This is a genomic window from Chitinophaga oryziterrae, assembly GCF_009758125.1.
Taxonomy (GTDB): Bacteria; Bacteroidota; Bacteroidia; order Chitinophagales; family Chitinophagaceae; genus Chitinophaga; species Chitinophaga oryziterrae.
On record NZ_WRXO01000001.1, the window covers coordinates 1,130,162 to 1,144,785 of the forward strand.

Genomic DNA, 14,624 nt, shown 5'->3' on the forward strand with positions numbered 1-14,624 from the left:
AGAATTATGATGATCAGATGTATACAATATTTGTTATTGTGCCTGCTGGGAGCAGGAATGGTATCATGCACCAAAAAGGTTGATTTTTCTTATGATAACCGGGTAAACACCGGTGCGGATGCTGCATCCGGCATACGTATCGTAAATCTGCGTGGCGCCACTGAACTGATGGTGAACGGGCAGCAGTTAACAAGCTTTTTAGCGCCTGACAAGGAAGATGGTTATAATGAGAGTAATACCATCGGAACGATCTATTTTCCCGGAACAGGACGTATGGGACTTACTTATTACATCCCGCAGCGTTTTGTAAATGCTGATGGAATGGCAACAGATATACGTTTTGCAAATCTTACTTTGAAAAGGCGTATTAACTTAACAAGAGGTGTAAGTGCAAAAGATGATTTTAATCATCCAACGGATTATTACTTCACTTCTTTTGCAGGTGCAGACTCCCTGATGGCTATACCACGTTCTATATCCTCTCCTGCAAATCCGGAGAATTTTAAAATACGGTTGCTGAATCTGGGCGTGAATGATTATGCGGTAAAAGGCCCTGTGAGTATGACCTGGGCAGATGGTGCACCTATAGCTGGTCTGGAAAACGTGGCACCCGGCGCTTACTCGGATTATATAGAGATACCTTATGGTACTTATCAGTTTAAAGTATTTGCTACTGCCGGCGGACAGGTGCCAGGGGTAGGAGGTAGTACACTGGATCTGGACGTTATAGATCCGCTTACCGGCAGGATCATGATGGATGGCCGAAGGATTTATCCGAACCAGGTGGGATTAACAGATTCAAAACTCACGTTCTCTCCATTTAAGACATTTCAGCCCGGTGGTGTATATACGATAGTGGTAGCAGATTGCCCCAATTTCAGGTTCCCGACCGGTAATCCGAATGGGGAAACAGTGACAGCAAAGTATAACGCTTTCAGGATTATTAATGATATAGAACCCCAAAACATTACCTATGCAAGATTACAGGCAATCAATGTATTACCGGGTAAAAAAATAAGTGTGACAGTAGATGGGGAAACTGTTGGAGGGGCACTTGATTTTGCGGTTGCTTCTGAATATGCAAGATACATCAGGGGGGAGCATACTGTTAAAGTAATGGATGATGGAGGTGCTGTACTGATAGAGAAATCCCTGTCGCTTTCTCCCGCTGATAACGAAAGCATGTGGGTGTATGAAGGCAAAGATGGTAAAGCAGCTATTAGTTTTGTAGCCAATAACCTGAGCGCAGTGTATTATAACGGCGCAACCGAAGATGGCACTTATAGCAATCTTCAAACAGAATATCCCAGCTGGGTACGGTTCATGAATTTTTGCCCGGATTTACCAGAAGTTACTTTCACACAGGAGAACGGACAACTTTTCTCAGACCCTTTTCCCGGGCAACATTTATTAACAGGCGTTCCTGTTATACAATCACCTTATGTAAAGTTTAATACCGGTTTTTATAATTCCATTCTTGCTTACGCTTCTCAACCTGCTGTATTACCCGGAGACTGGCTTAGAAATGTGGCGGTGTTAAAGGGGCAGCAGTTCATAGCCAATCCTGCATTATATAAAGCAGGCTTACCTGGCAGCGAGCCCGGTTTTTATACGGTAGCGCTGGTCGGTTATATGGAACAAGCCAGGATGATCATTATAAAGCATAATAAATAGCACATGTATCATAGATTTATACTTCTCTTTTTACTGGTACTGTTAGCAGGTACAGCATGCCGGAAAACTGAATTTACTACCATCAGCAATCCTGCTTATTTACGTGTATTCAATAACCTTGATTACAATATTACTATTGATAATAAAGATGCACCACTACCTTTCCTCACTTTCCTGATGGACCCTGAGATGAATGCAGATGGTGCACCCGTAAAATCACTTGTTACAGGAGATTTTTTAGATAAACGGGCTACATGGGCCAGGCCTTATCCTGATGCTGCCAATACAGCTACCTACCAGACAGAGTATCCTGGTACGGCTAAAGTACTGGCAGGACCTATACTGAACGGATACGATCTTTCCAGCTGGGCACAGATCCCTTCCGGTAAACATCGTATTATGTTTCTGAGCAGGCCTTTAAGTACGGTCCCTTTTTATGAACTGAGTAATGACCTGCGTAAAACGGTGCTGATAGATACAGTAGTGGATTTTACCGCCGGTGAAGTATATACGATGCATGTACTGGAGCAGGAAGCTATTCATAAAACAGCGGGTATTTATGTGCGTAATGAAACCTTTGTAAAACAGCCTGTTTCGGATTCCCTGGTATATGTAAACTTTTATAACCTCAGTTCTGAAGGGTATTTCCAGTATGGAAAACTGGCGGATAACGATAACAGGGCAAATGTAAAGATCAGGGATACCATGAATGTGTTTTATACACTGAATAGTATGAAAGATCCTAATCTTGCAAAACCTGTTAGCGGGTATACAGGTGTTTATATGACGCCGCTGATTCGTTCGCTTGTAGCAAAGGTAAGTCCGTATTATAGTTTCCCCCTTTTCCCGGATACCTCTTCCAATAGAATATTTACCGGTAATACCACACAGCTTTTCACTTTTCTGGCACCAGGATATACACCGGAGAATAATCCTTTTTATCAGTACTCGGGTGACAGCTACGGGCGTTTTTCAGAGTTATCAGTGGGGCCTACATCACCCAGTTTTGATGTTGCTTTTAAAATTCCGGCAGATCAACTGACAGGTATGATAGTAAGTATCCGTTCGGGAACATATTTAAACAGGTCTTTCGCAACTGTCAATACTATTGAATACGTGAACGGGAGATTTTTCCTGATGACCATACAGCGCAAGTACGAACCGCCTGTTTACTAATAAATTAATAAAGTATGCAATACAATAAATTGATCACTTTTTTTATATCCCTGCTATTCATTGCAGGCTGCAAGAAAGAAGATCTCACTATACCAGGGGATAAGACTGCCGAGTCAAGGTCTATAGGCAGTTTTATCAGGAATAATTACGATTTGACTTTACTATCCGCCGCACTGGAAAAGGCGGGTTTGTCAGATAGTTTGAATCAGCCAGGACCATTTACATTTTTTGCACCGGATAATGCGGCCTTTAATTCGATTGGTATTACCAGCGCAAAGGACTTCGAAACAATGAATGTGGATAGTCTGCGCTTTGCATTAAAGTGCCAGGGTTTCAGGGACAGAAAATATATTTCTGATTTTCCTTTTCAGTTGGGGAACAGATATGTTTCCATGGCGGGGCCGGAAATGTATGTGTCTGTTTCAAAGAATGTAAACTATGGCAGTGGAGCAAGCGACAGAACGGTGTATGTGAATGGCGCATATGTGTATAGTAACAGCAAAAGGAATATTGCGCTGGCAAATGGAGTAGTGCATGTTGTGCGCATGCCTTTCAGATATACGCAGGGAACAGTGCAGGATTTTTTAATGGCAGATACCAGTCTTTCCCTGTTTGTAACTGCCATGAAACGTTTTAAGCTATGGGACGGGCTGAAAGAAAAAGGACCATTTACGGTGTTTGCACCGCATAATGATGCTTTCCGGAAGTATGACTTAACGGCTGACAGTATTAACAAAATGGATCCTGATAAGTTCCAGGCCATTGCCTTTGGTATATATTCATTGATACAAGAGCCCCGGCATATATTCTCAACAGACTGGCAACAGATCAATGTTGACTATGGAGGTATAAGTACTTATATACACCTTCCTGGTTTCTCTATCAAACCATATTATAATTACAACGAATTTTTACAGCAGGAGACGCATAGTATTACAGTAGTCGATGATGCGGGGCAATCGGGCATTAACGGGCCATACCAGGTCCACTACAAAAACGGTGTGGCAATGGGTGCAGACCATATTGTTACAAATGGTATTGTACATATAGTAGATGACCTGTTATTATATCCGCAGACACTTATCAAATAAAATAATTAAAATGAGATTATCAGTCATCATATTATTACTTGTATTCGTATCCTGCCGTAAACAGGATATATCACCGGCGCCGGTAGGAGAGGCTGTGGATTATAATGGCCCTGCCGCTTCTTTGAATGAAGTATTGGAGAAGTCTCCTTATACCTACTTTAATACTGCCTGGAAACGGGCAGGCATGGATGCAAAACTGGAAGCAACAGGCTCGAAGGCATTTACGTTGCTGGCGCCTACAGATAAAGCGTTTCAGGATGCAGGGTGGACAATGGATAAAATAAATAATGCGACAGCCGATGAATTGAATGACCTGTTGTCTTATTATGTATCAGCAGGTAATGTTCTTCCCGAATCATTATCCCTTGCATTCATTAATATCGTATTGACATCGTTAAAAAAATCAGTGGATATTCCTAACTATTCCGCTGATTATCCCTATACCTACCTGCTGTTTGCCGGTGTGCATAATGATAGTCTCATGATAAACGGCAAGGCCGTTAGTAAATGGGGAATTGCATTACAAAGTGTTACAGCTACTATTTACCCGGTGGACAAGTTGTTGCCACTTCCGCAGATGGATATGCTCACTTATCTTCAATCGGACGAGCGTTTCAGCTTTTATCTGGAAGCCTGCCGGATCAATGATAGCCTGTACCTGGATGCATTTCCCTATGATAATGGTTTGCTGAATCTGCCTTTACTGTCGGCCATGCCGGGAACAGGTGGGCAACTGACTCTATTCGCACCTACCAATAATGCCTTCAAAAAAAGCGGGTTTAATTCAGTAGAAGATATCCGTGAATATTCTGTGCGTGCATTACCTATAGGTTCCCCGGATCTGGATGCCGATAACTATTTCGTAGTGCCTACTTCAGCGATGGATTCCCTTTTATTACCTAACCGTTTGGACTATGCCGGTATTTACGGCCCTGGTACAGGTCCGCGTGATATGAATATGGTTTACTTCGAGAATGAACTACTGGATAATGGAAGTAGCGTAAGCGGGTTGCTAATAAAACAGGGATCTCTGTACAATAATAAATCGCACATCATCCGTCTCGACTTTAGTAATAGCAACGGGCAGGTGTTAGTAAAAAGACTGGGTTCGGATAAACCGGCGCTTCCACTTGCTGATAAGAATATAAGGGTGCTTAATGGGGTGATCCATGTAGTGGATGAAGGATTACTCATGCCATAAATCAGAATAAATGAAAAGAGCAATATATATAGCGATGCTGTTTCTGGCAGCATGTAAAAAGGATGATACAGCACAACCGGATAACAGCGCAAATCGTATCAGTTATGTGATAGCGGATAACCTGTTCAATTTCTCTTCTTTCAATACAGTGCTTGAACGTACCGGTTATATAAAGAAACTGTCGGGTGACGGCCCTTTTACAGTGTTAGTGCCGGATAATAATGCATTTATAAAGGCAGGTTATGCCAATAGCGATGCGGTAAGAATAGAAAGCGGAACTGTATTGAACAATATAGTGTCTTATCATATACTTAGTGGTACATGGGAATTAAACAAACTGCCTTATACTTTTAATCAGGAACTCACCACCGATGCCGGCGCCAAAATGTATGTTACGCATTGGGTGAAGAATGCAGATACAGTGGTGACCATCAATGGTACACGTGTGCTGGCTTATAATCTGGCTGCTGAGAATGGATTGATACAGGTGATGGATGCAGTATTACAGCCATTGGTGAATGCTTCTCTTTCGGATGCTATTGCAGCAGATACCGCGCTTACTTTTTTGAATGTAGCATTACAGCAGGCGGATATGAAAACAATGCTGGCAGGCAGCGATGTATATACCGTACTGGCACCTTCCAATAACGCTTTCCGGAAAATGGGTTATTCATCCATTGATAGTGTAAATGCTACTTCTCCTGCTATATTAAAGGATATGCTGTACTATACGATGTTTCAGGGAAGAAAATTCATCTATGATTATATCCTTACTACAGATGCTACTGATAAGAGTCAGCAAAGTATGCTGAATGGCAATAATATCACCGTTAGACTGATTAAAACTGGTGTGCAGTATACAGGCGTTACTTTGCAGGGATCAGGCAATACAGGGACTATAAACGTCATTAAAAGCAATGTGCTGACAGGGAATGGTGTATTGCATACAATAGACCAGGTGTTAAGGGTGAATCAATAACAATTAAAAGACATTTTGAGATGAAGATATTTTTACTGATTATACTTCTTATTACTTCGGGTCTGGAGATAAGTGCGCAGGAAACGAATGGTAGTTTAAGTGGAAAGATCACCAATGATAAGAACGAGTTACTGCCTGGTGTTACGGTGGTAGCGGTGCATCAGTCGTCCGGAACAAAGTACGGGACAGTTACCGGTGCTGACGGACGCTTTTTTCTTCCTGGCCTGCGTATAGGTGGTCCTTATAGCATCAGCATCAGTATGATGGGGATGGAAGCCCAGACGAAAGAGGGATTTTCGATCCGTTTGGGAGAGCCATTGCAGTTTGATTTCATACTGACAGATAAGGGGAAACAATTATCCGAAGTAGTGATTAAAGGAACCAAAGCAGGACCTAAAGCAAATACATTTGGTGCTGGTCAGAATATCAGCAGGGTGCAGGTTGCTAATATGCCTACTGTTTCCCGCAGCATACAGGATATTACTAAACTGGTGCCGCAGGGTTCAAAAGACAACTCTTTTGCAGGGACAAATTTCCGTTATAATAATGTGACCATTGACGGAGCTATTAATAACGATGCGATAGGGTTTAGTCCTTCTATGGGAGGGATTACCGGTAGCTCCGGCATGGCGGGTTCGGGTACCCGAACCAATGCGATATCGCTGGATGCTATTGAAGACATGCAGGTATATCTGGCGCCTTTTGATGTGAAGATCGGAAACTTTACAGGTGGTAGTATTAATGCGGTTACTCGTAGTGGTACTAATAAGGTAACAGGTTCTGTATATGGGGTTGGCCGCAATGCTGCTTTAACCGGTAAGAGCCCGTTGGGCAAGATGGATAATGACTTTTATGATTATCAGGCAGGTTTGCGCATAGGTTTTCCTATCCTGAAAAATAAGGTGTTTTTCTTTACCAATGAGGAAATTACCCGCAGGCAGGACCCTGCACAATTACAGGTGGGCTATAAAGAGACCGCGAATATCATGAGTATAAAAGATGCGGATGATATACGGAATGCAACCTTACAACGTTATCAAATAGATCCTGGTACTGCCGGTGCGTATAATTCATATGCCCGTTCCATGAAATTCTTTAACAGGATGGACTGGAATATCAATGATAAGAATCAGCTTTCTCTGCGTAACAATACTATCCATTCGGAAGCCATTAATATGGACCGTGATCAGCAGGATTTTCGTTTCAGCAGTATGGCTTATCAGCAGGTCAATAACCAGAGTTCTACTGTAGCAGAACTGAAAACAAGATTCAATAATCAGCTATCGAATAGCTTTATTGCGGGATACAGTATTGTACATGATAAGCGTAACCCTACTGCTAATCCTGCTTTGCCACAGGTGCAGATTATGGGACGTTCTCCCGGTACTACCATTTACTTTGGCACAGACAGGGAAGCATCCATTTTCGATATGAAACAGCGTACTATTGAGATCAGCGATAACTTAACATTGCATAAAGGAAAACATACCCTGCTGTTTGGTACACATAATGAGTTATATCATATTGATTATGGTTTTGTGAACAGTTGGAATGGCCGTGTAGATTATTTAAGTATTGATGATTATCTGAATAATACGCCTTATCGTGTTCGTGGCAGTTATAACTATACTAATAATGATCGTGATTATATTCTGGCACATCCTGAAGCTAAGTTTAATGTGAATATGATGAGTGTGTATGCACAGGATGAAATTCAGCTGACAGACAAATTGAAACTGATGCCGGGTTTGAGAACAGATTATACAATGTTGCCCAATAAACCTGCATTAAGCGAACAAACACGCAACGCGTATACAGATGATTTTTTTGGTAATACTTACACCTATACGCCACTCAATCGTATCAACAATAATTATTTAAATAAAGTACAGCTATCTCCCCGTTTAGGATTCCGTTTCGACTGGAATGGTGATCAGAGCCTTATCCTGCGTGGTGGTACAGGTTTGTTTACAGGCCGTATCCCTTTTGCATGGCTGGCATATGCTTACTATAACAATGGGGTGAATTATGGTTCTTTTGATCAGAAAGCAGATACAAAAGCCTTTGTTCCGGGCAGCGATCCTTTGAAACCAGGGAAGAATGGCATTGCTGATTTTATTACGGCAAATGGGGCTGTAACAAATAATGCACGTGCAGGTAAAACACAGGTAGATGTACTGGATAATAACTTTGTAATGCCGCAGGTGTGGCGTACGAGTATTGCACTGGATTATACAACTCCTGTTGGGTATAAGCTGGGCTTTGAGGGGATCATTACTAAAACCATTAAGGATGTAATGTTTAAGCAGGTAAATATTAAAGATGATCCCCGTTATTATGCGTACGATTCTGCTCATAAACAACCTGTTTTCAGTGGTACGGTGGATCCGCATTTTTCTAATGCTTATGAACTGGGTAATACCAATAAGGGATATCGTTATAGCCTGACAGGAACAATAAACCGTAATTATCCTTTCGGATTATATGCTTCTCTGGCTTATACCTATGGACAATCTAAGGATGTCTCCAATGGTATCAGGAACTCTATGGAAAGTAACTGGCAGCTTAATCAGGCATTAAATCCAAATAACCCCGGACTGGCATCTTCCAACTTCGATATCCGTCACAGGATAGTACTGAACATCAATTATAATAAGAACTGGAATGCGAAATGGAACACTACTGTCAGTCTGTTCGGTTCAGCACAATCCGGTAGTCCTTTTACATACGGTATTGTAAATAACAGTATACAGGGATTGCCACAACAGGTAAGCCTGGTATACATTCCCCGTGCGGCAGATGCGGTTAAGTTCTTCCAGGATGAGCAGCAGGCTGCCGCATTCAATCAATATATAGATGGCGATAAATACCTGCACAGCCGCAGAGGAGATTTTACGGAACGTAATGCTGGTCGTACGCCATGGAATATACAGGCAGACCTTCATTTTGCGCAGGAGTATCATTTCTCAAAAGATCAGTTTATCACATTTACGATAGAGGTGATCAATATTACCAATCTGCTGAACAGTAACTGGGGAAAGGTTTATTTCTCTCCCAATACATTTAACTCTACAGCGAGTGTAGGATTGACGCCAGCTTTCCCTGCAAAGCAGAATCCTGGGAACTATCCTGTATACATCTACGAAAATCCAGGCAAACCGTATGCGGTAGATTTCTTTAATTCCAGGGCACAGGTGCAGATGGGTATGCGGTATTCTTTTTAAAACAATCATGATCATGAAATATTTTATATACTTATTCCTTGGGCTTTTTGTTATTGCAACAGCCTGTAAGAGAGATAAACAGGAGGAGTTGAAGATGACACTTGCTGTAAAATCGTTCTGGCCTAACAGTGGTAAAGCCGGGACTATTATTACCATTAATGGTAGTGGCTTTGCCCGTCGTGCAGCTGATAATGAAGTGACTTTTAACGGAGAGATAGCGAAGGTGGCAGATGTGAATGATACTGTATTGACAGTGCTTGCGCCGGAGAAGGGTACATCCGGACAACTCATTATCAAAGCGTCCGGGAAGCAGGTGGAAGCAGGCACCTATACTTATCAGAACCTGAGTATGCAGGGTGTGAGTCCGTTGAATGGTCCTGCCGGCACTAACATATCTGTTCATGGGGCGGGTTTCAGTAGTTTATCTGCACCGGCAAAGGTGATGGTGAATGGAAAGGAAGCTATTATCACCACTGTGAATGATACATTCTTGATAGCAGCTGTGCCGGTAGGAGCGGGTAGTGGTCCGGTGAAGGTAATTGTAGATGGTAAAGAAGTAACCGGTCCGGTGTTTACATTTCAGAATATTAGTAAAATAAAGCCTTTAAAAGGTGGAAAGGGCACGCATGTTACTGTTAGTGGAGAAGGGTTTAGTACGGTGGCTGCTGAGAACAGTATCGTCTTCAATGGAAAGCCAGGGACTGTCATCAGTGCAACCGGTACAGAGTTAGTGGTAGCTACGCCGGATGATGTAGCTACAGGGCCATTGAGTGTAACTGTTAACGGAGAGAAAACGGTAGGTCCGGTATTTACGGTGGTGCCACCACCGGTGTTAGCTGTAGTAACACCCCTGAGCAGTCCTGCCGGAAAAGATGTTACTATCACCGGTAATTATTTCAGTATAGAGAAAGATGAGAACGAAGTGAGTTTTAATGGAGTGAAAGGAGTGGTGAAATCTGCTGATGAAAAGCAACTGGTGATAACAGTTCCTGCAGGGGCTGGCACAGGCAATATGAAGGTATGGGTAAACGGGCAGGAGACTGGTGGGCCATTATTCAAAGAGCAGAATTTAGGGGTGATAAAATTAAGTCCGGATAACGGATTAGCAGGTACGGTGGTCACCATCACAGGTATTGGTTTTAGTTTGAATGCCGCTGACAACCAGGTAACTTTTAACGGAGTGGTGGCTACTGTTTTAAGTGCTACGGAAACCGAATTGCAGGTACAGACGCCAGCGACAGTAAGTACTGGTACTGTGAATGTAAGGGTAAGTACGCTGGATGCTACGGGTCCTGTGTTTAGACGTGCGGGTGTAATGACGTTTCTTGCAGGTGTATTATCTGCCCCAACAGGTCTTGCAATTGATAAGGCGGGAAATTTATATACGCTTGATCAGAATCAGGTGAAAAAGATTACACCTAACGGAGATGTGAGTTCTTTTGCCGGAAGTAGTAGCGGCGTAAGTGGGCATGGGGACGGTTCTGCTGCCAGTGCATTATTTAACGACCCAAAAACAATTATTATAGACAAACAAGATAATCTGTATGTGAAGGATGGGGATTATCAAAGATCATATGTCCGGAAAATTACTCCTGACGGAGATGTGACTACCCTGGTAAACATTGCAGAAAGGCTGCCTGGTGGATTAGGTGTGGACAAAAACGGTACTATATTCCTTAGCAGAGAGTATCAGGGCGTATATAAATTGGAAGCAAGTGGCGTACTTACGAGAATAGGATCAGGGTATTTATCTGTTCCGCAGCAGATGGTCATTGATGATGCAGGCGTTATTTATTATGGGGGAGGTGATTATTACAATCCTTTTATCCATAAAGTATCGGCGACGTATTCAATACTGGCCGGAGATCAAAGCAATACCGGCTATACCGATGGACAGGGAAATGTTGCCAGAATGGGAAGTCCTTTAGGAGTGGCATTTGATGCCGCCGGCAATATTATCTTTATTGATGACCTGAACCAATCGGTAAGAATGGTTACCCCCGGAGGGTTAGTAACAACTATCACTGGAGCGGGAGGAACTTATCAGTCTTTTAAATCGGGTTTCGTAAATGGCACGCTATCAGAAGCATATTTCAAAAATATGAATGGAATATGTGTAGATAAAGATGGAAATATATATGTAATGGATGCAGGCAATAGCGCTATCCGAAAGATATTTTTAAAATAAGATTAAAAGAGTATGTCAAAAGCATTAGTAGACATTAAAAAGGCTCCGTTAGGAGCCCCGTGTTTGTAGCAACAATCTATCTTCTACATAATAGACTCCGTTAGGAGTCCCCTAACTCGCGAATAATAGGGGACTCCTAACGGAATCAGTGTTTTGTTATTCTATTTGTTTACTACAAAAACGGGGCTCCGTCAGGAGCCTATTATGTTTTGCCACAAACATATCGAGGGTGTATTAGCTACTTTTGACAGCCTGTTTTTTATTCAGCTAATTTCAATGTTATCTTGTTGCCGGATTTAACCGCTTCATAAATAGCATCGATTACTTTCAGGTCTTTCAATGCCTCTTCTCCATCCACTGGTACTACGGGTTGTTTACCTTGCAGTATGATCGCGGACATCTCTTCCATCTGTAAAGTCTGATGTACTACAATGGGCTGGTTCAGTTCACCTTTATTGGTACGTCCTTTAATGGGACCGTAACCTGTGGAAGGTTGTAATTCAGCGAATCCTTTTTCTCCATTCAGGAAAAACCTGTCCAGGTTATTCATGTTGTATGTCGAAAGACAAGAAGCTACCGCTCCTCCGGGGAAGCCCATCTGGAACTGGATGGTTTCATCCACCCCTGGTTTAAACAGATTGTGGTCTGTTTTTGTCTCCTGGGCGGTTACCCATATTGGGTCTTCACCTATCATATACCGGGAGCCATTGAGCGCATAAATGCCTATATCCATCAGGGAGCCACCGCCTGCCAGTTGTTTGTTCAGGCGCCATTGATTAGGATCCCCTATTTTGAATCCGCAGAGGCCCTGGAAAAACAGGATCTTTCCAAATTCCCCTGCTTTCCTCATTCGGATGATTTCTAAGGTATGTGGTTCAAAATGCATGCGATATCCTACCAGGAGTTTCACATTGGCTTTTTTGCATGCGTTGATCATTTCCTGGCCCTCTTTTGCATTCAGTGCCATTGGTTTTTCACAGATCACATGTTTGCCAGCCTGTGCTGCCCTGATTACGTGTGGATGATGCAGGGCGTTAGGCGTGATTACATATACTGCATCTATATCCGGGTTGTCTTTGATTTTATCAAAGGTTTCGTAGTTGTAGCAATTCTTTTCAGGGATACTGTATTTACTTTGCCAGTCTTTGATTTTCGATGGCGTACCACTTATTACTCCCACAAGTTTGGCTTTCTTACAGGATTGCATGGCTTCTGCCACGCGGGAACCGTAACTTCCGAGTCCCATGATGGCTACTCTTAACACAGGACCATCATAAGGCTGTTCGGGCATTGCCATACTGTAGCGTGGCAGTATAGTCAATGCTATTGCAGAAGCTGTAATTTTTTGTAAAAAATCGCGACGTGAATTCATAACAAATGGGTTATTTGATGTGTCTGGATAGGCTTAACGGAATTAAGATAAGAATAAAATATGAAGTTTTATCTTAGCATATGCTTTTCCATTTTAAAACGCAGTTTCCGGAATTAAATGTTTTTTGGGATAAATACCTGGAATTTCAGACCCGACTTGAGATTCCTGCAAAGACTGTTTTGCTGGAAGAAGGGAAAATATCTCAGCAGTATATCTTTATTGAAAAAGGTTGTGTGCGTACTTTTTTCAATAACAACGGCAATGATAAAACAGTGCAGTTCTTTTTTGAAAATGAAGGATTGGCTTCTTTGGAAAGCTTTGTAAATAATATCCCAAGTCAGTTTACAATTGAGACCATAGAATCATCCGTTGTTTATTTACTTCCTAAACAATATGTTACTCAGTTGTTACATGAGCTGAGTCAGGTGCCTGATTTTATGCAATTGTTACTGCAGATTTTTTCCCGTCGGCTTACACATTATACCAAAGAACTTGTTTCTTTTATAAGAGACACACCCGAAGAACGTTATCAGAACCTGCTAAGCGAAAGGCCGCATATTGTGCAACGGGTACCGCAACACTATATCGCCTCTTACCTGGGTGTCAGTACGGTGCATTTAAGCCGTATTAAAAGCAAACTGGCAAAAGGCAAACCACATTTCTGAACTTGATAACATATGTTATCGTCCGGGTACTGCTTCGGGGCTAATTTTGCCTTAACAAAAAGAAAAGAAATGAAAGCAGCAGTAATGTATCAAAAAGGAGAATTGCCTCAGTATGTTGATTTTCCTGAGCCAATAGCACAAAATGACGATGAAGTACTGGTAACTGTAAAAGCGGTTGCTATCAAACACTTTGATAAAGGGCGTGCTAACGGTAAACACTATTCAAGTGATGCACCCGGAGAGGGTGGAAGAGTGATTGGAGGCGACGGTGTTTGCCTGCTCGAAGATGGAACGAAGATATATGGCATGGGCGTAAGTGGTATGCTGGCAGAAAAAGCGACCATTCATAAAGACAGGATAGTCAAATTGCCTAAAGAGCTGGATGATGCCATAGCCGCGGCCTTGCCTAATGCGGTCATTGGTGCGGCAATGGGATTACGGTTTAAAGCGGATATTCAGCCTGGTGATGTAGTGCTGATCAATGGCGCTACCGGTTTTACGGGTAGGGTAGCAGTGCAGATCGCCAAACACTACGGTGCAAAGAAGGTCATTGCTACAGGTAGAAACCAGCAGTCACTGAATGACCTGTTGATGCTGGGCGCGGATGAGATAGTTTCTGTTGTTCAGGATGATGAACAATTTAAAGCACAGCTTATAGCGATTCATAAGCAAACACCTATTGATATTGTTATCGATTATCTCTGGGGACATACAGCGGAAATGATATTGGCGTGTTTAAAAGGCGATGGGGCTTTTACGAACCGGGTGAGATATGTTTCTGTTGGTAGTATGGCCGGCGATCTAATCCAATTATCGGCTGCCAATCTGCGAAGCGTTAATCTTCAGTTAACCGGGTCAGGACTTGGCGCCTGGTCAAAGCAGCAGGTTGGTTTGCTATTTAAGGAAATACTTCCGGAAATGTTCGCATTAGCCGCCGAAGGAAAACTCACCGTAAAAACGATCAACGTTAAAATAGAGGGCATCGCTGAACTTTGGAATTTAGATGTTCCGGATGGGCAACGCCTGGTTGTAACCATATAAATAATCTTTCCCA

At 42.5% G+C, this 14,624-nt stretch carries 10 protein-coding genes; 9 read left to right on the forward strand and 1 reads right to left on the reverse strand.

The genetic code is table 11. From position 1 onward, the window contains the following. Nucleotides 1-6 precede the first annotated feature (6 nt). From GO495_RS04655 to GO495_RS04685, 7 genes are read left to right on the forward strand one after another with little or no spacing between them, the layout of a single operon-like run. Nucleotides 7-1,674, forward strand: a complete 1,668-nt coding sequence (locus tag GO495_RS04655) for a DUF4397 domain-containing protein (protein ID WP_157298509.1) — start codon at nt 7-9, stop codon at nt 1,672-1,674. A gap of 3 nt (nt 1,675-1,677) precedes the next feature. Continuing rightward, nucleotides 1,678-2,850 carry a hypothetical protein gene (locus GO495_RS04660; RefSeq protein ID WP_157298510.1) on the forward strand — a complete coding sequence of 391 codons (1,173 nt, stop codon included), beginning with the start codon at nt 1,678-1,680 and terminating at the stop codon, nt 2,848-2,850. Nucleotides 2,851-2,864: 14 nt separating this feature from the next. Further along, the gene (locus GO495_RS04665) at nt 2,865-3,941 is read left to right on the forward strand and encodes a fasciclin domain-containing protein (RefSeq protein WP_157298511.1); all 1,077 of its coding nucleotides are present in this window, start codon (nt 2,865-2,867) and stop codon (nt 3,939-3,941) included. 10 nt (nt 3,942-3,951) lie between these two features. After that, nucleotides 3,952-5,142, forward strand: a complete 1,191-nt coding sequence (locus GO495_RS04670) for a fasciclin domain-containing protein (RefSeq protein WP_170302629.1) — start codon at nt 3,952-3,954, stop codon at nt 5,140-5,142. 10 nt (nt 5,143-5,152) lie between these two features. After that, nucleotides 5,153-6,121: a fasciclin domain-containing protein gene (locus tag GO495_RS04675; protein ID WP_157298513.1), complete on the forward strand. Its 969-nt coding sequence runs from the start codon at nt 5,153-5,155 to the stop codon at nt 6,119-6,121. A gap of 20 nt (nt 6,122-6,141) precedes the next feature. Next, entirely contained in the window at nt 6,142-9,345 is a 3,204-nt protein-coding gene (locus GO495_RS04680) for a TonB-dependent receptor (RefSeq protein WP_157298514.1), read from the forward strand. 13 nt (nt 9,346-9,358) lie between these two features. Further along, complete coding sequence (locus GO495_RS04685) at nt 9,359-11,533, forward strand: IPT/TIG domain-containing protein (RefSeq protein WP_170302630.1); 2,175 nt, start codon at nt 9,359-9,361, stop codon at nt 11,531-11,533. Between the two features lie 259 nt (nt 11,534-11,792). Here GO495_RS04685 and GO495_RS04690 read toward each other — a convergent pair whose 3' ends face one another. Further along, nucleotides 11,793-12,905, reverse strand: a complete 1,113-nt coding sequence (locus GO495_RS04690; RefSeq protein WP_157298516.1) for a Gfo/Idh/MocA family protein — start codon at nt 12,903-12,905, stop codon at nt 11,793-11,795. 80 nt (nt 12,906-12,985) lie between these two features. Here GO495_RS04690 and GO495_RS04695 point away from each other — a divergent pair, with 80 nt between their 5' ends. Together GO495_RS04695 and GO495_RS04700 are read left to right on the forward strand one after the other, a co-directional pair. Next, a complete protein-coding gene (locus GO495_RS04695; RefSeq protein ID WP_157298517.1) occupies nt 12,986-13,570 on the forward strand; it encodes a Crp/Fnr family transcriptional regulator in 585 nt (194 codons plus the stop codon). A gap of 69 nt (nt 13,571-13,639) precedes the next feature. After that, entirely contained in the window at nt 13,640-14,611 is a 972-nt protein-coding gene (locus GO495_RS04700; RefSeq protein WP_157298518.1) for a quinone oxidoreductase family protein, read from the forward strand. Nucleotides 14,612-14,624: the final 13 nt, after the last annotated feature.